This window comes from Streptococcus sp. KHUD_015 (assembly GCF_051106265.1).
Classification (GTDB): domain Bacteria; phylum Bacillota; class Bacilli; order Lactobacillales; family Streptococcaceae; genus Streptococcus.
The window spans coordinates 1,801,293-1,825,487 of record NZ_CP193665.1 but is presented as its reverse complement, the minus strand read 5'-3'; the positions used below and the strand labels follow the sequence as shown (position 1 = coordinate 1,825,487).

General features: G+C 40.3%; 8 protein-coding genes and 1 pseudogene. All 9 read left to right on the top strand.

What is annotated here, in order from left to right:
- The first annotated feature begins 763 nt into the window (after positions 1-763).
- The 9 genes and pseudogenes from ACORHU_RS08585 to grpE all read left to right on the top strand — a co-directional run bounded on the left by ACORHU_RS08585 (position 764) and on the right by grpE (position 23,969).
- Entirely contained in the window at positions 764-11,365 is a 10,602-nt protein-coding gene (locus ACORHU_RS08585; protein ID WP_434364338.1) for an Ig-like domain-containing protein, read from the top strand.
- A gap of 453 nt (positions 11,366-11,818) precedes the next feature.
- Positions 11,819-12,100: an IS66 family insertion sequence element accessory protein TnpB gene (tnpB, locus tag ACORHU_RS08580; RefSeq protein ID WP_434364336.1), complete on the top strand. Its 282-nt coding sequence runs from the start codon at positions 11,819-11,821 to the stop codon at positions 12,098-12,100.
- Positions 12,101-12,167: 67 nt separating this feature from the next.
- Positions 12,168-12,768, top strand: a pseudogene (locus tag ACORHU_RS08575) (IS66 family transposase); the annotation flags it as partial.
- 450 nt (positions 12,769-13,218) lie between these two features.
- Positions 13,219-20,235, top strand: coding sequence for a DUF1542 domain-containing protein (locus tag ACORHU_RS08570; protein WP_434364334.1), 7,017 nt, complete (start codon positions 13,219-13,221; stop codon positions 20,233-20,235).
- Between the two features lie 545 nt (positions 20,236-20,780).
- Complete coding sequence (locus ACORHU_RS08565; RefSeq protein WP_000423985.1) at positions 20,781-21,101, top strand: PadR family transcriptional regulator; 321 nt, start codon at positions 20,781-20,783, stop codon at positions 21,099-21,101.
- Complete coding sequence (locus tag ACORHU_RS08560; protein ID WP_371509765.1) at positions 21,101-21,676, top strand: DUF2812 domain-containing protein; 576 nt, start codon at positions 21,101-21,103, stop codon at positions 21,674-21,676. Before ACORHU_RS08565 ends, ACORHU_RS08560 begins: the two co-directional genes overlap by 1 nt.
- Positions 21,677-21,710: 34 nt before the next feature.
- The gene (locus ACORHU_RS08555; protein WP_434364331.1) at positions 21,711-22,223 is read left to right on the top strand and encodes a DUF2812 domain-containing protein; all 513 of its coding nucleotides are present in this window, start codon (positions 21,711-21,713) and stop codon (positions 22,221-22,223) included.
- Positions 22,224-22,383: 160 nt separating this feature from the next.
- Positions 22,384-23,418, top strand: coding sequence for a heat-inducible transcriptional repressor HrcA (hrcA, locus tag ACORHU_RS08550; protein ID WP_101776838.1), 1,035 nt, complete (start codon positions 22,384-22,386; stop codon positions 23,416-23,418).
- 26 nt (positions 23,419-23,444) lie between these two features.
- Positions 23,445-23,969: a nucleotide exchange factor GrpE gene (grpE, locus tag ACORHU_RS08545; protein ID WP_061087594.1), complete on the top strand. Its 525-nt coding sequence runs from the start codon at positions 23,445-23,447 to the stop codon at positions 23,967-23,969.
- Positions 23,970-24,195: the final 226 nt, after the last annotated feature.

The following is a 24,195-nucleotide window of genomic DNA, read 5'->3' as shown; positions in this document are numbered from 1 at the left end:
TAGTCTGCGGCTAGCTTCCTAGTTTGCTCTTTGATTTTCATTGGGGATAAGTTTATTATAGTAGATTGGAAGATAATGAATTGAATCTAGGATAGTCCAAAATAATTCCTAACAATGTTTTAGAAGTCGTGTTATACTATTGCAACTTAAATATGATATAGTGTTTTCATATTGCTCATACTCTTCTATTTTCATTGAGTATCATCTATAAAGATCGATTACAATATGTCTTTTATGCGCTTCAGTTAGATGAGTGTAATAGATGAGAAGTTTTTTTATTTTTTCTTGAATTGAGGTTTTATCGTCTATAGTATGCTGTAATCTACATGAATATAAGGTGTGTTTGTCATAAATTGATTTGATGCATTTGATGTTTTTATATTAAATTTTCTGATATTTCTTTAATAAGGATAATTGCTATTTTTGTAAAAATCAAGCTGCTAAAATTTTATAGTCTAGTCCTGGTTAGTAAATATACAAATTCATACATAGAGAGTAATTCCACCGCTTGCATATATATATATATATATATATGCAAGCGGTGGAACTTATTTTATCCATACAGGAATCAATAGTTTAAAGATTTTTTGTCATGTATTAATCGCTCTTTTTTCAAAGAAAATCTTACTATTCTAGGAACTGCTTCGTTATAAAAATACTATATAGTTGTTAATTATTTATTATAGATATCATTTTACTATATCGATTTATTATGATAAAATATATATAGTTATGTCATTTTAAAAATAGAAAGGAAAAATTTATGTTTGGACATAAGAATAATAGGAATGGTGAAAAAGTTTTTCGCTATTCGATTAGAAAGTACCATTTTGGTGCTGCCAGTGTAGCTGTAGCTGCACTCTTGTTTTTTGCAAATGGAGTAGCTAGAGCAGATAGTCTATCTGTATCCCCTGATACAGCAACGACTGAGAAGACCCTAAATGATGAGGGTAGGAGTAGGGCTAAGGAAGAACCCTTGCCAGATAGTCAAGAGCTTGCTGAAAGGAATTTGGAAGAAAAAACTGCAAAAGTTGTTGATAAATCAGCCCTTCTTCAAGTGATGGATGAGCTTAAAGATATTGTAGTTAAGGTAAAAGAAAGCAAACTTGCTCCATTGTCTAATCAGCTTCTTCAGCTTACTGATGAAAGCAAACGTTTGCTTTCTGATAAGGATGCTAAATCAGAGGATATTGAACAACATATTCTAAAAATTAGAAAGCTGATAGAAACATTAAAAGAGCAAGAAAGTAGTGCTAGTCAACCTGAGCGGAAAGAAGAGAGTAAGGTGCCTTCTGCTGAAGCGGTAGACGAGACTGCTAATCAGGCTGAAAGTAGCAATGCTAAGGATTCTTTACTAGAAGATAAGAGCACGAATGAGGCTGCTACTGAAGTTCGTAAAGAAGAAACTTCTAGAGATAGCTCAAAACCTACTGTGACAGCTTCCGATAGAAGCTTAAACAAGGTAGATAAGGAAGCTAATAGTCTAGAACTGCCAAACAAAGATAATAAACTGTTGCCGATAGATACGAAAAGTAATCTTGTAGATGAGGCGACAGAGGATGTTCTTGATAAGAAGAAAAAAGGTTATTCTGGGTTTAGAATAGCTCATTATGCAGCTCGATCAATTGATCGTTCTGTAGCTGGAAATCTCGACTCAGGTACTATCAGTGGTGATGGAGTTAAACAGTTTGAAAATCTTCATTATGACATTGATGGTGATCGTACTATTTGGAGAGTGGCTGTCCGTCCGGCTCATAAGAATCATGCTTGGGCTGGTATTGCAGTTACATCAGATGATACTATTGAAAATATTCGTGTAGTAGAAAGAGGTGGAGCTGGTGGTAGTGTACTAGAAGAGAGAGAAATTTCCAGAGGACGCCCTGCTAGTACGCCTTTCTCTAATTATAAGATGTTTATTGGTCACTACAGACTTATTGGTGGAGCTGTGCCAGATAGAATAGTCTATGAAGTAACTACTAGAGGGACACATCACAATCTTTTTGCTCGCTTTGCGACCGCTATTGTACAGAATACTCTTGAAAATTCTGGCTTAAGTGGTAAGGCGGCGATTACAAGTCGAAATTCAGACTTCCCTGCTGTAGGTATCCATGTCAATGCAGTAGGCGCTCCTACTGTTAACCACAACTATACTCGAACCAACGATACTGTACGTATGCAGACTGTACCGTCAACAGATAATCAATTATCAGGGACTGGGAAACCAGGAGCGACTATTTCTGTTAAGAAAAATGGAAATACTTTTAAGAGGACAAAAGTTGATGGAAGTGGTCATTGGGTTGTTTCACTAGATGCTGGTTTAAATAGTAATCTATCAGATACTGGAGAACAACTTGTACCGAAAGATAAGATAACAGTAACTCAAAGTGTTGATGGCAAAGAGAGTGAAGCAACGAATGTGGATGTTTCATTGGGACGTTCATGGATTGATCACTCACCGGGACATCCTGTAGGAGAGATTACATCTAATCAACGTAATATTAAGTTATTTGTACCACATGATGCTGGTATGGCGTATTTGAAATATAGAGATACGAATAATCAAGAGCATCAAGTTGCAATTAGACGTACTACGATTAACCAACAATGGCAATCTCTTCAAAGTAATCTAGCTACTGTTACTTCAGTAGATAATACAAGTAATAAGTTTTACTCTATCATTAATCTTAAATTGAATAGTGATATGAAAGTGGGCTCTCAAACTTCTGTTATTTCAAACATGAAAGAAGGCGGTTATGGAAGTCTTGAGGGATGGAAACCTGTCAATGTAGTAGAGGCTCCATTAACATCTGGAGCTCATATCGAGAGTGACTTAACAGGTAAAGCAAGTATACCTGCGGAAGTAAGAGTAAAAGCACCAGTAGGTTCAACAGTAAAACTTTATGATAATAATGATGTGCTAATAGGAGAAGCTCAAGCTGGAAATGATGGCTATGCAACGGTACATCCTAGAAATAGTTTACCTGAAGGGCAAATTAGAGCTACTTCAACTCCAGTTGGAGGAAAAGAATCAGCAAAAAGTGACCCTGTGACAGTTACGAGAACTCAAATAGGTCATGGAGGAGCGAAACAAGTTTCTTCCGAAGGTAAAGCAAGAGCTACTATCGGAGTGGATAAAGAATGGGTTACAGCATATCGTGGAGATCATGTCGAAGTTAATGTTTCTACTTATGCAAAATATCTAGAAAAATTTTTGCCAAATCCAAATACTAGAGGCCATGTCAAAGGATTAGAAGAATCAGGCGGTTTCTTAGTAACAGCTCAATCCACCCCTGAAACGGCTCGTACGGGAAAAACTAGTGGAACGATTGCAATGGATCAGCCCCTAGGACCAACGGTTCTTAATTATTATGTTGTAAGCAAGACAACAACAGCTAATTATGGACGCCATAATGCTGGTTCAAGTACAAATGTTAGCACAACCATTAACGTCCTTGAAGTAGCGAAAAAATATGATATTTCTATTGACAAAAAAATTACAGTAGACAATCCAAATGCTGTAAGTACTCCAGAAAAAGAGAAAATCATTGCGGCGATTAAAGAGAAAAACAATAGAACATATACAGATGCAGCGTACAGAGCATTATTAGATCAGGCTACTTATTCAGTAGATGAAAAAGGGAATGTTACCATCACTTATCCCGATAATTCAGTAGATAAAGTAGCTTCATCATATACGATTCAAAAACGTCCAGTAATAGAAACATCCTTAGTAGATAAGGCGGATACTCAAACACCTATAACTGTATCAGCAGACCCAGGATCTAAGGTAAAACTTTACGATCACTCAAGCCATGAATTGGGAGAAGGTACGGCAAATGAAAGTGGTCGAGTTACTATTAATCCTACAAGACCGATTCCAAATGGAAATGTAACAGCAAAAGCAACTGATAATCGTGATAATACAACAGATGCAAGTGCTCCAAAACAAGCAACAGTACCTGCACCGCAAGCTTTGACTATTCAGCAACCTAGTCATGGATCAACAAGTGTAACTATTACTCCACAAGGCAGAACAGATATTATCTCTGCGGTTATTCAAGGGAAAAAAGTTAAAATTGAAAAGGAAGGCTCTGGACGTTATAAGACGTTAGAAAATGCAGCGAATGTACGAATTTCACCAAATGCAAATGGAAGTGTAACCTTTGAATTACCTTCAGGTACAAGCTTTGAAACCCTAGATAGAATTCAAGCTACTGCAGAAAATAAAGATATTACGGTAGCTTCAGGAATAAGGTCATCTCAAGAGGTTAGTCAATATGTACTAGCAAATAAAGGAGAGAAAGTACCTGTAAAAGATATTAATCGTTTAACTTCAGAAGATAAAGAGAGAGTTAAAACAGCCTATGAAAAAGCAAATCCAGGTATCAATAAGTCAGAAGTAACTGTAGGAAGTAACGGAGATATTACTTACAATCACCAAGGTAGAGGATCTGTGCAAAAAGGTGTTGCAAAAACATCTGATAATGTTGTTCTAGATAATGTAGCTCCAGGTAAACCAACGATTCCAACTAACTTGACGGATAAAGCTGGAACTAGAACTCAAATTGAAGTAGATACAGAACCAGGTGCATCTGTTGTTGTATATGATCATGGCGGTCAAGAACTAGGACGAGGTGTAGCGAACGCAAATGGTAAAGCGGTTATCAATCCGACTAAGGAAATTCCTAAAGGTAATGTTACAGCTAAAGCAACAGATGAAGCAGGAAATATCTCACAACCAAGTGATGCTAAAGTTGCTACTTTCCAAGATTTCACACCAAAAGTTCCTTCTAAGACACCTGTTACAAAAGTAACGTCTTTAACACCGGATGAGGTTAATCAGGTTAAGAAAAAAGTTTCAGATGCTAACCCTGGTAAAGAAGTGCAAGTATCAAGTAATGGTACTGCTACTGTAACTGATCCTAAATCAAGGATATCTCATCAAATATCTGGAGATAAGTTAGTTGAATCAAACGATAAGATTAGACCAACAGTTGAAATTCCTTATGACAATCCAGCTAGACAAGAGATTTATGTTTATTCTGGGGAAAATAACGATATTACACTGAAAGCTTGGGATAATTCTGGTAAGATTTCTAAATTGCATCTAGCGTTTGCTGCTGATAATAGACAGGGTCTAGGTACAGAAGATTCATACTTGAACGGGAAAACTCGATCAGCACTTTACTTGAAGGCTACTAAAATTCACACTGATACGCCAGCAAGTCAAAATTCTCCAGCTATTCTTAAGGTAACTGGTGAGATTCCTAAGGGTGAGTTTAATGAACAAAGTGGGCAAATTTCACGATACTTATTTGCAGAAGATCCAAGTGGAAATACTAACTATGAGCATGTAGGTCATGCTAATGATGTAGGAGCTCCTGGACGTATTCGATTTGTATGGAAACCTCAAACATTTAAATATGATGCGCAAGCTCCAGGAACACCGTTATTACTAGACAATGCAGATGCGACTCAAATTGAGAATGCTGTAAAACAAGCTAATCCAACCTTTAGCGATAAAATTAAGTCTGTAACAGTTGATGGTAATAATGTGATTGTGACCTATAAAGACGATAGTACAGATCGATTAGATGCATCTAAAGTCTTCAAAGTACGTGATTCTAAGCCAACGTCACCAATGGCAATAGCACCAAGTGATGGAACAGTTACAGTGACACCAACAGGGGATGCCGATAAAGTCACGGTTAATTACACTGATGAGAAAGAACAAAATAAAACTGTAACAGTAGTCAAAGATAAAAACGGAACATGGTCATCATCAGATAAACCAGCAGGTGTAACTGTAGATTCAAGTACAGGGCAACTCCTTATTCCAGCTGAAGGTGTTAAAGATAGAAGTCAGGTAACAGCAACAGCTACGAAAGGTGATAGTAGACCATCAGATCCAAAAATAGTTACAGCGCAGCCTAAAGATTTCACCCCAGTGAAACCAGACGAGAAAGTTCCAGTTAAAGACAAAGCGCACTTAACTCCAGAAGAGAAAAAACAAGTGGAAGACAAAGTCAAAGCGAAGAACCCAGGTAAGGAAGTCACTGTAGGCGAAGACGGCACTGCAACGTTGAAAGATCCAACAACCGGCATCAGTCACCAAATTCCAGGAAGCGACTTGGTCAACCAAGGATTCACCCCAGTGAAACCAGACGAGAAAGTTCCAGTTAAAGACAAAGCGCACTTAACTCCAGAAGAGAAAAAACAAGTGGAAGACAAAGTCAAAGCGAAGAACCCAGGTAAGGAAGTCACTGTAGGCGAAGACGGCACCGCAACGTTGAAAGATCCAACAACCGGCATCAGTCACCAAATTCCAGGAAGTGACTTGGTCAACCAAGATTTCACCCCAGTGAAACCAGACGAGAAAGTTCCAGTTAAAGACAAAACGCACTTAACTCCAGAAGAGAAAAAACAAGTGGAAGACAAAGTCAAAGCGAAGAACCCAGGTAAGGAAGTCACTGTAGGCGAAGACGGCACCGCAACGTTGAAAGATCCAACAACCGGCATCAGTCACCAAATTCCAGGAAGTGACTTGGTCAACCAAGATTTCACCCCAGTGAAACCAGACGAGAAAGTTCCAGTTAAAGACAAAGCGCACTTAACTCCAGAAGAGAAAAAACAAGTGGAAGACAAAGTCAAAGCGAAGAACCCAGGTAAGGAAGTCACTGTAGGCGAAGACGGCACTGCAACGTTGAAAGATCCAACAACCGGCATCAGTCACCAAATTCCAGGAAGCGACTTGGTCAACCAAGGATTCACCCCAGTGAAACCAGACGAGAAAGTTCCAGTTAAAGACAAAGCGCACTTAACTCCAGAAGAGAAAAAACAAGTGGAAGACAAAGTCAAAGCGAAGAACCCAGGTAAGGAAGTCACTGTAGGCGAAGACGGCACCGCAACGTTGAAAGATCCAACAACCGGCATCAGTCACCAAATTCCAGGAAGTGACTTGGTCAACCAAGATTTCACCCCAGTGAAACCAGACGAGAAAGTTCCAGTTAAAGACAAAACGCACTTAACTCCAGAAGAGAAAAAACAAGTGGAAGACAAAGTCAAAGCGAAGAACCCAGGTAAGGAAGTCACTGTAGGCGAAGACGGCACCGCAACGTTGAAAGATCCAACAACCGGCATCAGTCACCAAATTCCAGGAAGTGACTTGGTCAACCAAGGATTCACCCCAGTGAAACCAGACGAGAAAGTTCCAGTTAAAGACAAAGCGCACTTAACTCCAGAAGAGAAAAAACAAGTGGAAGACAAAGTCAAAGCGAAGAACCCAGGTAAGGAAGTCACTGTAGGCGAAGACGGCACTGCAACGTTGAAAGATCCAACAACCGGCATCAGTCACCAAATTCCAGGAAGCGACTTGGTCAACCAAGGATTCACCCCAGTGAAACCAGACGAGAAAGTTCCAGTTAAAGACAAAGCGCACTTAACTCCAGAAGAGAAAAAACAAGTGGAAGACAAAGTCAAAGCGAAGAACCCAGGTAAGGAAGTCACTGTAGGCGAAGACGGCACCGCAACGTTGAAAGATCCAACAACCGGCATCAGTCACCAAATTCCAGGAAGTGACTTGGTCAACCAAGATTTCACCCCAGTGAAACCAGACGAGAAAGTTCCAGTTAAAGACAAAACGCACTTAACTCCAGAAGAGAAAAAACAAGTGGAAGACAAAGTCAAAGCGAAGAACCCAGGTAAGGAAGTCACTGTAGGCGAAGACGGCACCGCAACGTTGAAAGATCCAACAACCGGCATCAGTCACCAAATTCCAGGAAGTGACTTGGTCAACCAAGATTTCACCCCAGTGAAACCAGACGAGAAAGTTCCAGTTAAAGACAAAGCGCACTTAACTCCAGAAGAGAAAAAACAAGTGGAAGACAAAGTCAAAGCGAAGAACCCAGGTAAGGAAGTCACTGTAGGCGAAGACGGCACTGCAACGTTGAAAGATCCAACAACCGGCATCAGTCACCAAATTCCAGGAAGCGACTTGGTCAACCAAGGATTCACCCCAGTGAAACCAGACGAGAAAGTTCCAGTTAAAGACAAAGCGCACTTAACTCCAGAAGAGAAAAAACAAGTGGAAGACAAAGTCAAAGCGAAGAACCCAGGTAAGGAAGTCACTGTAGGCGAAGACGGCACCGCAACGTTGAAAGATCCAACAACCGGCATCAGTCACCAAATTCCAGGAAGTGACTTGGTCAACCAAGGATTCACCCCAGTGAAACCAGACGAGAAAGTTCCAGTTAAAGACAAAACGCACTTAACTCCAGAAGAGAAAAAACAAGTGGAAGACAAAGTCAAAGCGAAGAACCCAGGTAAGGAAGTCACTGTAGGCGAAGACGGCACCGCAACGTTGAAAGATCCAACAACCGGCATCAGTCACCAAATTCCAGGAAGTGACTTGGTCAACCAAGATTTCACCCCAGTGAAACCAGACGAGAAAGTTCCAGTTAAAGACAAAGCGCACTTAACTCCAGAAGAGAAAAAACAAGTGGAAGACAAAGTCAAAGCGAAGAACCCAGGTAAGGAAGTCACTGTAGGCGAAGACGGCACCGCAACGTTGAAAGATCCAACAACCGGCATCAGTCACCAAATTCCAGGAAGTGACTTGGTCAACCAAGGATTCACCCCAGTGAAACCAGACGAGAAAGTTCCAGTTAAAGACAAAGCGCACTTAACTCCAGAAGAGAAAAAACAAGTGGAAGACAAAGTCAAAGCGAAGAACCCAGGTAAGGAAGTCACTGTAGGCGAAGACGGCACCGCAACGTTGAAAGATCCGACAACCGGCATCAGTCACCAAATTCCAGGAAGTGACTTGGTCAACCAAGATTTCACCCCAGTGAAACCAGACGAGAAAGTTCCAGTTAAAGACAAAGCGCACTTAACTCCAGAAGAGAAAAAACAAGTGGAAGACAAAGTCAAAGCGAAGAACCCAGGTAAGGAAGTCACTGTAGGCGAAGACGGCACCGCAACGTTGAAAGATCCAACAACCGGCATCAGTCACCAAATTCCAGGAAGTGACTTGGTCAACCAAGATTTCACCCCAGTGAAACCAGACGAGAAAGTTCCAGTTAAAGACAAAACGCACTTAACTCCAGAAGAGAAAAAACAAGTGGAAGACAAAGTCAAAGCGAAGAACCCAGGTAAGGAAGTCACTGTAGGCGAAGACGGCACCGCAACGTTGAAAGATCCAACAACCGGCATCAGTCACCAAATTCCAGGAAGTGACTTGGTCAACCAAGATTTCACCCCAGTGAAACCAGACGAGAAAGTTCCAGTTAAAGACAAAGCGCACTTAACTCCAGAAGAGAAAAAACAAGTGGAAGACAAAGTCAAAGCGAAGAACCCAGGTAAGGAAGTCACTGTAGGCGAAGACGGCACTGCAACGTTGAAAGATCCAACAACCGGCATCAGTCACCAAATTCCAGGAAGTGACTTGGTCAACCAAGGATTCACCCCAGTGAAACCAGACGAGAAAGTTCCAGTTAAAGACAAAACGCACTTAACTCCAGAAGAGAAAAAACAAGTGGAAGACAAAGTCAAAGCGAAGAACCCAGGTAAGGAAGTCACTGTAGGCGAAGACGGCACCGCAACGTTGAAAGATCCAACAACCGGCATCAGTCACCAAATTCCAGGAAGTGACTTGGTCAACCAAGATTTCACCCCAGTGAAACCAGACGAGAAAGTTCCAGTTAAAGACAAAGCGCACTTAACTCCAGAAGAGAAAAAACAAGTGGAAGACAAAGTCAAAGCGAAGAACCCAGGTAAGGAAGTCACTGTAGGCGAAGACGGCACCGCAACGTTGAAAGATCCAACAACCGGCATCAGTCACCAAATTCCAGGAAGTGACTTGGTCAACCAAGGATTCACCCCAGTGAAACCAGACGAGAAAGTTCCAGTTAAAGACAAAGCGCACTTAACTCCAGAAGAGAAAAAACAAGTGGAAGACAAAGTCAAAGCGAAGAACCCAGGTAAGGAAGTCACTGTAGGCGAAGACGGCACCGCAACGTTGAAAGATCCGACAACCGGCATCAGTCACCAAATTCCAGGAAGTGACTTGGTTAACCAAGATTTCACCCCAGTGAAACCAGACGAGAAAGTTCCAGTTAAAGACAAAGCGCACTTAACTCCAGAAGAGAAAAAACAAGTGGAAGACAAAGTCAAAGCGAAGAACCCAGATAAGACCGTCACTGTAGGGGAAGACGGAACCGCAACCGTGACAGACCCAACAACTGGCATCAGTCACCAAATTCCAGGAACAGACTTAGTCAACCAAGACTTCACTCCAGTGAAACCAGACGAGAAAGTTCCAGCCAAAGACAAAGACCACTTAACTCCAGAAGAGAAAAAACAAGTGGAAGACAAAGTCAAAGCGAAGAACCCAGGTAAGGAAGTCACTGTAGGCGAAGACGGCACCGCAACGTTGAAAGATCCAACAACCGGCATCAGTCACCAAATTCCAGGAAGTGACTTGGTCAACCAAGATTTCACCCCAGTGAAACCAGACGAGAAAGTTCCAGTTAAAGACAAAACGCACTTAACTCCAGAAGAGAAAAAACAAGTGGAAGACAAAGTCAAAGCGAAGAACCCAGATAAGACAGTCACTGTAGGAGAAGACGGAACAACAACCGTGACAGACCCAACAACAGGAATCAGTCACCAAATTCCAGGAACAGACTTAGTGAACCAAGACTTTGGTGTAAACGGTATTCCAGAAGTAACTCCAAGTCAACCAGCCTACACAGATCCAGTAGGAACAAGCAGTACGGATGGCGAGGGCAATGTCATTACGCCACCAACTGTAGATATTCCAGCCTACACAGATCCAGTAGGAACAAGCAGTACGGACGGAGAAGGAAACGTCATTACACCACCAACTGTAGATATTCCAGCCTACACAGATCCAGTGGGCACAAGCAGTACGGATGGCGAGGGCAATGTCATTACGCCACCAACTGTAGATATTCCAGCCTACACAGATCCAGTAGGAACCAGCAGTACAGACGGAGAAGGTAACTTAATTACTCCACCAGCGGTAGAGATTCCAGCCTACACAGATCCAGTAGGCACAAGCAGTACGGACGGAGAAGGAAATGTCATTACTCCACCAACAGCAGAAGTCCCAGCCTATACAGGTAGTGTGAATGGTATTTCAGAAGAAATGCCAGCTCAGCCACATAAGGACGGCAGTGCTAATGAAATGTCAGAGGGAACTCCAAAATCTGTAACTACAATAAATAAAGATCGACAACTTCCAAATACAGGAACAGAGAAATCAAATACGTCACTTATTGCAGCTCTTTTAGCAGCTATGACTGGCGGACTTCTCATTTCACGAAAACGGAAGGATGAAGAGTAACGACTTGTAGATTATGAAGTCAATAACAAGTGATTTGTATAAAATCAGTAAAATAAGTTGATATACAAGTAACTATGTTTAAATCAGAAAGCAACGTGTCTAGCGTTGCTTTTTGATTGCTTCTTTGTCAACTGTACTGAATTAAACCTAGAAAGTGAGCGGGTTATAACAAGGTATCTATGATTCAGAGAACTCCTCCTGTATACTATTAGTAAAGTAAAACTATTGGAGAATATTTTAATGTTATAACTTATTGTTTATGTAGAGATTCTACAATCTCGTCGTTTTGATTCTAAAAATAGAAATGATATTTTGATTAAAATTTGTATTGGCCGGCTTGAACTAATTTTTTCAATCTAGAAATGATAGAACAGCTTTTGGATAAGGTATTTCTCTATGACAAATCATATATCTAGCCTAGGGCAGGTATATCTTATTTGTGGGAAAACTGATATGTTACAAGGAATCGATTCACTAGCTTATCTCGTTAAAACCCACTTCGAATTGGATCCTTTCTCAGGTCAAGTCTTTCTCTTTTGTGGTGAACGTAAAGCTGACTTTGTCAAGTACATAAAAGGATGTAAAAGCTCTATGGAAAATTTTCTGAGCAAAGTGTTTACCCTTCTGTATAACTCAGTCTTTTTGAGGAAGATGGAGATGTTCCTAGTTGAAAGAGAAGAAATCACCTACAAACGTAAGAAAGTTAAAGGGAAACGTCAAGTTCTTCTTGCTTAATTTGATTCAGAAGAAGTGCATTATCACTTAGAGGAAGTGTATTTGCTCTGACTATCAGGAAGAGCTAAAAGAGATTGAAGCGCCCCCTAAGCAAGCGGAAAAATCATCATTAGGGCTAAAGCTGTAGCTTATTGTGATCAGTTATTTGCCTTGGAAAGATACTGGGAGACATTGCCAGCTGATGAACAACTACAGAAACGTCAAGAAAAGCTCTAGCCCTTAATGGAAGACCTCTTTACTTGGTGTCGCTGCCAGTCAGTTTTACCGGGTTCGAAACTAGGGAGGGCGATTGAATACAGCCTTAAGTATGAAGAAATTTTTAAGACGATTTTGAAAGACGGACATCTCGTCCTTTCGAATAATCTAGCTGAACGTGCTATTAAATCATTGGTTATGGGACGGAGTAAGAGAAGAGAGTCCGGTGGACTTTTTTAGCCTGAACTCAGTAAAAAAAGCGAGGGTAGTTGTTTTCTCAAAGTTTTGAAGGAGCTAAAGCAATAGCTATTATTATGAGCTTGTTGGAAACAGCTAAACGTCACCAATTAAATAGCGAGAACTATCTATCCTATCTTCTAGAATGTCTTCCAAACGAGGAAACTTTCGTAAACAAAGAGGTTTTAGAGTCCTATTTACCCTGTACTAAAGTTGTACAAGAAAAGTGCAAATAAGAGATCTACAGATTAGGAACTATCAGTGAGTTGTCTAGTCTGGAGATTTTTCAATATACTTCGTTATTGGATGCTTACAAAAATTGATAGTATGACTATAAAAGAGGATTGACCAGGAAAGAATGAAACATATGGAAATTATTTATCAACGATATTCAGATTAGAATGGACTGGCTGCTGCTCAAGAATTGATATGATTAAGCAGTAACTATTAAAAAACTAATAGATTTAAGTGTTTTAAAAATGTTATATAAATGTAATTTTTCAGATAATATAATTCTGATTTCATTAAATGTAATATTTATAAAAGATACTCAAAATATTTTTATATATATACGTATATGAATATTTTAATTGTTAGATATAAAAATTTGAGAAAACAGGTATTGAATTATTTGATAAAAAGAGTATTATAAAATATAATAAGATATTTATAATGGAGGAAATTAAATGTTTCATAAAGGTAAACACAATCGTGAAAAGCAATTACGTTTTTCTATTCGTAAGGTCAGCTTTGGTGCAGCTAGTGTCGCAGTAGCTGCCTTGTTCATGTTTTTAGGAAATGGAGCAGTATCTGCTGCAGAGCAAGGAGTGTCTTCAACTAATGGGGAGACTCAAGCACCGCAACCTAAAGATCAGAATATCCAGAATGGAACCTACGAAGGGAATACAGTAGCAACTAGTCCTGCTGCAACAGTAGAGACAAATACTCAACCTTCAACAGTTGAAAATAGTCCTTCTCCAGAATCAGCACCTCAGAAGGTGGAGACTCTAGATAAGAAGGAATTGACAGATTTAATCAAAGAAATTGATGGTAACCTTTCTCAAGGAACATACGTTAGTAAAACAGATGATAGTGTAAATCAATTAAAAATAGCTTTAGATGAAGCAAAATCTGTATTAAATAAAGCAAAAACACAAGCTGAATTATCACAAGCACATGCAAACTTAGTTGTAGCAACAACAAAACTACAAACAAAACCAGAAGATAAAAAAGAAGTAGCAGCAGTAGATACGACAAATGGAAAAGCTACTGTAGGTAAAAAAGCAACAAATACTGAGAAATCTTCAGAATCTAACTCGATTGCAAACTCAGGTTCTAAAGATGAACGTAATGGAAAAGTATTAGATACAAATAATCCATTCCGTACAGATACAACTCCTAGCACGACAGATGATAAATCAGCAAATCAAACGTATACCGCACCAGCAGCAGATGCTAATTTAGAAAAATTATCTGAAAAATTAAGAGAATTACCTGACTATATTGAGAATAATAAAAAAGTACAAGATATGGATACTTTAGGAGATGCCAAAGGGCTCGCAGCTGGAAGCGTAACTGAAATTAATGAATTTGGTGGATGGAAAGCAGTAAATCAAGAAGACGGTAGTCCTGGTAAGTTTGCTATAGCAAAAAAAACGGAGAAAGGTGTTTTTCCACTAGAAACGGTAAACGTTGTTGGAGCTCGAAAAACAGCTTGGGTAGAAGAACAGTCATTTAATCGAGATAAAAAATATATGTTATTTTTATCAGAAGTGAGAACTCAAGCTACTCAAAATAAAGATTCATATGAAAGTAAACCATATCATTCTTCTCAGGAGGATGTAAAAGGAAAAATTGTTTCTATAGGTGTAAAAGGCTATAAAGGTATAGAGAAAAGGTTTAAAGTTTACCATTCACAAGAAGAAACAAAAGTAAATATCCAGTTTAAAACAGGTTATAGTGGGATTATGGAAGGTGACGGAGAAAAGTCAAGAGCAAAATATAAAGTAGAGGTATTTAGCGAAGTTAATGGTTTAGAGTCGTTAGTATATTCGACTGAATTTGATCCCGGAGTAAATGTAGATGATGAAAAGCAGACAGTTGTAGCTGCAGAAAATGGTAAACCTGCAAAGGGAAGTCTTGATGTGACAACTGCTGATGCTGCATTAGAAGAATTATCACAAGATAAATATAAACCGTTAGGAACTGGAGGAAGTTTTACAAGTAAAGGCATCACTTTACCCAAAGGAGCAAATTCATATAAAGTTAGAATTAGTTCAGCTAATGATAGATACTTGGGAATGGATTACCACTCTCGTTTTGCGCAATATGCACTTCCAATAACTGGTCAAGGTTTCAATATTAATCAAGATACACAAAATGTTGCGAAGGATTTACTACAGAGAATATATAATAAATTAATAAAACAAAAATTAGAAGATACTAAGTGGTCTACTCCTGAAACTAAGGGTGCTTATGAAACAAAATTGACAGAGATTAATAATTTACTTAGTTCAAAAATAAGTACCACAAGTAATTATAAAGAATCTGCTAAGTCACTTATTGAAAAATATAACTCTTTGAACAATAGAGATACAATTATTGCAGCAGCGAAAGCAGACTTAGAAAAAGCAGTGCAAGCAGAAAAAGCAGCAATCGCAGCAGATAATAGCTTAACAACAGAACAACGTAAAGAAAAAGAAAAAGCAGTAGATGCAGCGAAAACAGCAGAAGAAGCTAAGATTACAGAAGCAGAAAACGCTGATAAAGTAGCCGAAGCAAAAACAGCAGGTGTTAAAGCAGTTGAAGGAGTACACACACCAGGTGACTTAGATACTGTGAAAGCAGCAGCGAAAGCAGACTTAGAAAAAGCAGTGCAAGCAGAAAAAGCAGCAATCGCAGCAGATAATAGCTTAACAACAGAACAACGTAAAGAAAAAGAAAAAGCAGTAGATGCAGCGAAAACAGCAGAAGAAGCTAAGATTACAGAAGCAGAAAACGCTGATAAAGTAGCCGAAGCAAAAACAGCAGGTGTTAAAGCAGTTGAAGGAGTACACACACCAGGTGACTTAGATACTGTGAAAGCAGCAGCGAAAGCAGACTTAGAAAAAGCAGTGCAAGCAGAAAAAGCAGCAATCGCAGCAGATAATAGCTTAACAACAGAACAACGTAAAGAAAAAGAAAAAGCAGTAGATGCAGCGAAAACAGCAGAAGAAGCTAAGATTACAGAAGCAGAAAACGCTGATAAAGTAGCCGAAGCAAAAACAGCAGGTGTTAAAGCAGTTGAAGGAGTACACACACCAGGTGACTTAGATACTGTGAAAGCAGCAGCGAAAGCAGACTTAGAAAAAGCAGTGCAAGCAGAAAAAGCAGCAATCGCAGCAGATAATAGCTTAACAACAGAACAACGTAAAGAAAAAGAAAAAGCAGTAGATGCAGCGAAAACAGCAGAAGAAGCTAAGATTACAGAAGCAGAAAACGCTGATAAAGTAGCCGAAGCAAAAACAGCAGGTGAAGCTGCAGTCAAAGCAGTGCATGACAATGGTGACTTAGAAGCAAATAAAGAGGAAGCACTGGAAGCCATCCAAACAGCATCAGAAGCTAAGATTGCGTCAATTGATAAGAATGCTAAATTATCCGACGATGAAAAAGCCGCAGCGAAAGCCGAAGTAGCGCAAGCAGCTATCGCAGCCGTAAATGCTATTAATGAGGCGAAAGATCAAGAAGGCGTAGATGGCGCTCAAACTGCAGGAGTTAAAGCAATTGAAGCAGTAACTCCAGTAGGTAAAGAGAAAGCACTAGAAGCCATCCAAACAGCGTCAGAAGCTAAGATTGCCTCAATTGATAAGAATGCTAAATTGTCAGATGATGAAAAAGCAGCAGCGAAAGCCGAAGTAGCGAAAGCCGCTATCGCAGCCGTTAACGCTATCAATGAAGCGAAAGATCAAGATGGTGTAGATGCCGCTCAAACTACAGGAGTTAAAGCAATTGAAGCAGTAACTCCAGTAGGTAAAGAGAAAGCACTAGAAGCCATCCAAACAGCATCAGAAGCTAAGATTGCGTCAATTGATAAGAATGCTAAATTATCCGACGATGAAAAAGCCGCAGCGAAAGCCGAAGTAGCGCAAGCAGCTATCGCAGCCGTAAATGCTATTAATGAGGCGAAAGATCAAGAAGGCGTAGATGGCGCTCAAACTGCAGGAGTTAAAGCAATTGAAGCAGTAACTCCAGTAGGTAAAGAGAAAGCACTAGAAGCCATCCAAACAGCGTCAGAAGCTAAGATTGCCTCAATTGATAAGAATGCTAAATTATCCGACGATGAAAAAGCCGCAGCGAAAGCCGAAGTAGCGCAAGCAGCTATCGCAGCCGTAAATGCTATTAATGAGGCGAAAGATCAAGAAGGCGTAGATGGCGCTCAAACTGCAGGAGTTAAAGCAATTGAAGCAGTAACTCCAGTAGGTAAAGAGAAAGCACTAGAAGCCATCCAAACAGCGTCAGAAGCTAAGATTGCCTCAATTGATAAGAATGCTAAATTGTCAGATGATGAAAAAGCAGCAGCGAAAGCCGAAGTAGCGAAAGCCGCTATCGCAGCCGTTAACGCTATCAATGAAGCGAAAGATCAAGATGGTGTAGATGGCGCTCAAACTGCAGGAGTTAAAGCAATTGAAGCAGTAAATCCAGTAGGCAAAGAGAAAGCACTAGAAGCCATCCAAACAGCATCAGAAGCTAAGATTGCCTCAATTGATAAGAACGCTAAATTATCAGACGATGAAAAAGCCGCAGCGAAAGCCGAAGTAGCGAAAGCCGCTATCGCAGCCGTTAACGCTATCAATGAAGCGAAAGATCAAGAAGGCGTAGATGGCGCTCAAACTACAGGGGTTAAAGCAATTGAAGCAGTAACTCCAGTAGGTAAAGAGAAAGCACTAGAAGCCATCCAAACAGCGTCAGAAGCTAAGATTGCTTCAATTGATAAGAACGCTAAATTATCAGACGATGAAAAAGCAGCAGCGAAAGCCGAAGTAGCGAAAGCCGCTATCGCAGCCGTTAACGCTATCAATGAAGCGAAAGATCAAGAAGGCGTAGATGGCGCTCAAACTACAGGAGTTAAAGCAATTGAAGCAGTAACTCCAGTAGGTAAAGAGAAAGCCCTAGAAGTCATCCAAACAGCGTCAGAAGCTAAGATTGCCTCAATTGATAAGAACGCTAAATTATCAGACGATGAAAAAGCAGCAGCGAAAGCCGAAGTAGCGAAAGCCGCTATCGCAGCCGTTAACGCTATCAATGAAGCGAAAGATCAAGATGGTGTAGATGGCGCTCAAACTGCAGGAGTTAAAGCAATTGAAGCAGTAAATCCAGTAGGCAAAGAGAAAGCACTAGAAGCCATCCAAACAGCATCAGAAGCTAAGATTGCCTCAATTGATAAGAACGCTAAATTATCAGACGATGAAAAAGCCGCAGCGAAAGCCGAAGTAGCGAAAGCCGCTATCGCAGCCGTTAACGCTATCAATGAAGCGAAAGATCAAGAAGGCGTAGATGGCGCTCAAACTACAGGGGTTAAAGCAATTGAAGCAGTAACTCCAGTAGGTAAAGAGAAAGCACTAGAAGCCATCCAAACAGCGTCAGAAGCTAAGATTGCTTCAATTGATAAGAACGCTAAATTATCAGACGATGAAAAAGCAGCAGCGAAAGCCGAAGTAGCGAAAGCCGCTATCGCAGCCGTTAACGCTATCAATGAAGCGAAAGATCAAGAAGGCGTAGATGGCGCTCAAACTACAGGAGTTAAAGCAATTGAAGCAGTAACTCCAGTAGGTAAAGAGAAAGCCCTAGAAGTCATCCAAACAGCGTCAGAAGCTAAGATTGCCTCAATTGATAAGAACGCTAAATTGTCAGACGATGAGAAAGCAGCAGCGAAAGCCGAAGTAGCGAAAGCCGCTATCGCAGCCGTTAACGCTATCAATGAAGCGAAAGATCAAGATGGTGTAGATGGCGCTCAAACTGCAGGAGTTAAAGCAATTGAAGCAGTAACTCCAGTAGGCAAAGAGAAAGCACTGGAAGCCATCCAAACAGCGTCAGAAACTAAGATTGCGTCAATTGATAAGAACGCTAAATTGTCAGACGATGAAAAAGCAGCAGCGAAAGCCGAAGTAGCGAAAGCCGCCCTCGCAGCCGTTAATGCTATTAATGAGGCGAAAGATCAAGATGGTGTAGATGGAGCTCAAACTACAGGAGTTAAAGCAATTGAAGCAGTAACTCCAGTAGGTAAAGAGAAAGCGCTAGAAGCCATCCAAACAGCGTCAGAAGCTAAGATTGCGTCAATTGATAAGAACGCTAAATTGTCAGACGATGAAAAAGCAACAGCGAAAGCCGAAGTAGCGAAAGCCGCCCTCGCAGCCGTTAATGATATCAATGAAGCGAAAGATCAAGATGGTGTAGATGGCGCTCAAACTGCAGGAGTTAAAGCCATTGAAGCAGTAACTCCAGTAGGTAAAGAGAAAGCCCTAGAAGCCATCCAAACAGCGTCAGAATCTAAGATTGCCTCAATTGATAAGAATGCTAAATTGTCAGACGATGAAAAAGCAGCAGCGAAAGCCGAAGTAGCGAAAGCTGCCATCGCAGCAGTAAATGCTATCAATGAAGCGAAAGATCAAGCAGGAGTAGACAATGCTCAAACTACAGGAGTTAAAGCCATTGAAGCAGTAACTCCAGTAGGTAGAAGTATCACGGATGGCTCAGGCAACTTGATTACACCACCAACTGTAGAAGTTCCAGCCTATACAGATCCAGTAGGTACAAGTAGTACAGATGGCTCAGGCAACTTGATTACACCACCAACAGCAGAAGTCCCAGCCTATACAGATCCAGTAGGTACAAGCAGTACAGATGGCGCAGGTAACTTGATTACACCACCAACTGTAGAAGTTCCAGCCTATACAGATCCAGTAGGTACAAGTAGTACAGATGGCTCAGGCAACTTGATTACACCACCAACTGTAGAAGTTCCAGCCTATACAGATCCAGTAGGTACAAGCAGTACAGATGGCTCAGGCAACTTGATTACACCACCAACAGCAGAAGTCCCAGCCTATACAGATCCAGTAGGTACAAGCAGTACAGATGGCGCAGGTAACTTGATTACACCACCAACTGTAGAAGTTCCAGCCTATACAGATCCAGTAGGTACAAGTAGTACAGATGGCTCAGGCAACTTGATTACACCACCAACTGTAGAAGTTCCAGCCTATACAGATCCAGTAGGTACAAGCAGTACAGATGGCTCAGGCAACTTGATTACACCACCAACTGTAGAAGTTCCAGCCTATACAGATCCAGTAGGTACAAGTAGTACAGATGGCGCAGGTAACTTGATTACACCACCAACAGCAGAAGTCCCAGCCTATACAGATCCAGTAGGTACAAGCAGTACAGATGGCTCAGGCAACTTGATTACACCACCAACTACAGAAGTTCCAACCTATGTTGGAACTGTGAACGGTATTTCAGAAGAAACACCAGCTAAGCCAAATTATGATGGTAGCTCTAATGAAGTTTCAGAGGGAACGTCAAAATCTGATACTACAATAAATAAAGATCGACAACTTCCAAATACAGGAACACAACAATCAAATACGTCATTTATTGCAGCTCTCTTTGCAACTATGACTGGCGGACTTCTCATTTCAAGAAAACGGAGGGAGGAAGAGTAAAGACTTGTAGATTATGAAGTCAATAACAAGTGATTTGTGTAAAATCAGTAAAATGAGTTGATACACAACTAGCTTTGTTTAAATCAGAAAGCAACGTGTCTAGCGTTGCTTTTTGATTGCTTCTTTGTCAACTGTAGTAGGTTGAAGGAAAGCTAATACTCTTCGAAAATCAAAGAACAAACTAGGAAGCGAGTCACAGGCTGCTCAAAACACCGTTTTGAGGTTGTGGATAGAACTGACGAAGTCAGCTCAAAACACTGTTTTGAGGCTGTAGATAAGACTGACGAAGTCAGCTCAAAACACTGTTTTGAGGCTGTAGATAAGACTGACGAAGTCAGTAACATATATACGGCAAGGCTAAGCTGAAGTAGTTTGAATAGTATAAGATAGTGTGGATTATCTAATGCATGGAGTTGGATTTGAAGGTAAAATAGTCGATCGATGTTTAGATAGAATGTAGATTATTTCTTGCGTTTTATATCGAGGTGTGATATATTTTATATAGCGAAGTGCGATATATCGAACTGAATAGGAGATGGTTATAAATGGAATTAACGGATAAGATTCGTCGAGTTTATCTTCCCATGACGGAAACGGGTTTTTATATCTTGTTCTGTTTGCAAAAGGAGCGTCATGGTTATAGTATTACGCAAAAGGTCAAGGATATGACAGATTCGCAAGTCTTGATTAGTCCTGGAACTATGTATGGAACCTTATCAAAAATGGAAAAGGATGGTTTGATTTCCTTTGTCCGAGAAGAAGAAAAACGGAAAATCTATCAGATCACAGACTTGGGGCGCAAAGTCTTAGATATTGAATTGAAACGTATTGAACGGCTCTATAGAAACAGTCGGGAGGAAGGATGATGGAAAAGAAAATTGTTTATCGAATTTTTACAATTGCGGATTATGAGAGGGAGACTTTATACTTTAGAGAAATGCATGCTAAAGGCTGGAAACTTAGAAAAGTAAGCTATTCTATCTTATTGTTTGCGGTTAAGTATACTTTTGAAAAGTGTCAGCCTGAGCAGATGTCTTATCAGTTGGACTTTTATCCCATGAAAAAATCAGAGAGAGCCTCCTATTTACAACTATTTAAAGACTGTGGCTGGGAGCATATTACAAACTTTAATGGTTTTTCCTACTTTAGAAAAGCACATTCTGAAATTGAATCGGATGCGGAGTTTGAAATCTATAATGATGCGACCGGGAAGTTAGCTATGGTCAAACGCATTTTAACAATGCGGATGCTTCCTATTTTACTTCTCTTTTCAGCTCTACTACCGGTTTTTTCAAAGTTCCTCGGTAGAGGTAGTTATTTCAGTTGGGAAGTGTTTTTGATTTTCATAATAGATTGGGTTTTATTGATAGTTTTTGTGATTCAGATTTCTTATATTTTTTGGAAATTGTTTCAAAAGTGGAAAGAATTATCTAATAAATAACGTCAGGCATGTTTTCTAATTTTGGGGTAAGACAATGAATAGCAGAGTACAATTTCGGATCTTCACGATTCTTGATTTGGATAAGAAAGAAAAATATTTACATGAGATGCACTTGGAAGGTTGGAGGTATAGAACGAGTCGTTTTGGTTTGTTCTATTTTGACCAATGTCAACCAGACGATGTTATCTACTGTATCTATGATTCTAGATTTCTTAAAAAGTATAAGCATGAACTGCAAGATTTTAGAAATAGAGGTTGGGAATTGATAGAAACAGGTTTTTGTTCAATTTTTCGTAAACCAGCTTCTGATCTACTTTCAGAGGATCAAGTCTATATGAGTAAGGGGCTCAGATGGGAAGTCATGCGATATAGACTTCGTTCATGTGCAGCTACTTTCTTAGGTGGTTTGGTTGTTTGTATAAGTTTATTTAGAGAAGAACTTTCTATGTCTTTCTTCGTTATTTTTCTTTTATATGCTCTCTTGATTTCCTATCTAATCTATGGTTATTTCAGACTAAAAAGAAAATACCTAGTAGATAAACAGTAAGTTTCTAGGTCTTCAGACTGATTTTTAGCACTCTTTACAAAAGAGTGCTAATTTTTTGAGTTTTTATCTTGACATTCTCTTCTAAGGGTGTATAATAGAATCATAAGTTAGCACTTGAGGGTATCGAGTGCTAATCGATCAGACAGAGAGGAGTGATGAGATGGTTACAGAGCGTCAACAGGATATTTTAAATCTGATTATTGACATCTTTACCAAAACGCACGAACCTGTCGGATCCAAAGCCTTGCAAGAGTCTATTAACTCTAGCAGCGCAACCATTCGTAATGACATGGCGGCTCTAGAAAAGCAAGGTTTGCTTGAAAAGGCTCATACTTCAAGTGGTCGGATGCCAAGTGTTGCTGGTTTTCAGTACTATGTGAAACACTCACTGGATTTTGACCGACTGGCTGAAAATGAGGTTTATGAGATTGTTAAAGCCTTTGATCAGGAATTCTTCAAACTGGAGGATATTCTGCAAGAGGCCGCTAACCTACTGACAGACCTGAGTGGCTGTACGGTAGTAGCACTAGATGTTGAACCGAGCAGGCAACGTTTGACAGCCTTTGATATCGTTGTTTTGGGGCAACATACAGCCTTGGCAGTATTCACCCTAGACGAGTCTCGGACGGTTACCAGTCAGTTTCTGATTCCAAGGAACTTCTTGCAGGAGGATTTGCTGAAACTGAAGAATATCATTCAGGAACGTTTCCTCGGTCACACCGTTCTAGATATCCACTACAAGATTCGGACAGAGATTCCGCAGATTATCCAGCGTTACTTTACAACAACGGACAATGTCATGGATCTCTTTGAACACATCTTTAAAGAAATGTTTAACGAAAACATTGTGGTGGCGGGCAAGGTCAATCTTTTGAATTTTGCCAATCTAGCAGCCTATCAGTTCTTTGATCAACCGCAAAAGGTGGCCTTGGAGATTCGTGAGGGGCTGCATGAGGATCAGATGCAAAATGTCCGTGTTGCGGACAGTCAAGAGTCCTGTCTAGCAGATCTGGCGGTGATTAGTAGCAAGTTCCTCATTCCTTATCGGGGAGTTGGAATTCTAGCCATTATCGGTCCAGTTAATCTGGATTACCAACAGCTAATCAACCAAGTCAATGTGGTCAACCGTGTTTTGACCATGAAGTTGACAGATTTTTACCGCTATCTCAGCAGTAATCATTACGAAGTACATTAAGATTGAAATCATTAAAGGAGGCGAAAATGGCCCAAGATATAAAAAATGAAGAAGTAGAAGAAGTTCAAGAAGAGGAAGTTGTGGAAACAGCTGAAGAAACAGCTCCTGAGAAGTCTGAATTGGACTTGGCAAATGAACGTGCGGATGAGTTCGAAAATAAATACCTTCGTGCTCATGCAGAAATGCAAAATATCCAACGCCGTGCCAATGAAGAGCGTCAAAACTTGCAACGTTACCGTAGCCAAGACTTGGCAAAAGCAATTCTCCCTTCTTTGGACAACCTAGAGCGTGCCCTTGCAGTTGAAGGTTTGACAGACGATGTCAAAAAAGGATTGGAGATGGTGCAAGAGAGCTTGATTCACGCTTTGAAAGAAGAAGGAATCGAAGAAATCGCAGCTGACGGCGAATTTGACCATAACTACCATATGGCCATCCAAACTCTCCCAGCAGACGATGAACACCCAGCAGATACCATCGCCCAAGTTTTCCAAAAAGGCTACAAACTCCATGACCGCATCCTACGCCCAGCCATGGTAGTGGTTTATAACTAGGATACAAAGCCCGTAAAAAGCTCACAGTAAAAATAGGAGATTGACGAAGTGTTCGATGAACACAAGGAAATCTATCTTTTTTACCCAGAGCTTAGGGCGTGTTCGATTAGGCAATTCTGACGGTTGCTGAAGTAACTCGTCAGAAAACGGCAATCGCTATGACGTTTGCCTAGCCTCCTTACTAACTCGTCGTCGAAATAAAATCGATTTCGACTCCTCGTGTCGT

Bases quoted from the DNA above. Each gene is read 5' to 3' on its own strand.
- ACORHU_RS08585 (WP_434364338.1), top strand. From the start codon at position 764: ATGTTTGGACATAAGAATAATAGGAATGGTGAAAAAGTTTTTCGCTAT.
- tnpB (WP_434364336.1), top strand. From the start codon at position 11,819: ATGTTACAAGGAATCGATTCACTAGCTTATCTCGTTAAAACCCACTTC.
- ACORHU_RS08570 (WP_434364334.1), top strand. From the start codon at position 13,219: ATGTTTCATAAAGGTAAACACAATCGTGAAAAGCAATTACGTTTTTCT.
- ACORHU_RS08565 (WP_000423985.1), top strand. From the start codon at position 20,781: ATGGAATTAACGGATAAGATTCGTCGAGTTTATCTTCCCATGACGGAA.
- ACORHU_RS08560 (WP_371509765.1), top strand. From the start codon at position 21,101: ATGGAAAAGAAAATTGTTTATCGAATTTTTACAATTGCGGATTATGAG.
- ACORHU_RS08555 (WP_434364331.1), top strand. From the start codon at position 21,711: ATGAATAGCAGAGTACAATTTCGGATCTTCACGATTCTTGATTTGGAT.
- hrcA (WP_101776838.1), top strand. From the start codon at position 22,384: ATGGTTACAGAGCGTCAACAGGATATTTTAAATCTGATTATTGACATC.
- grpE (WP_061087594.1), top strand. From the start codon at position 23,445: ATGGCCCAAGATATAAAAAATGAAGAAGTAGAAGAAGTTCAAGAAGAG.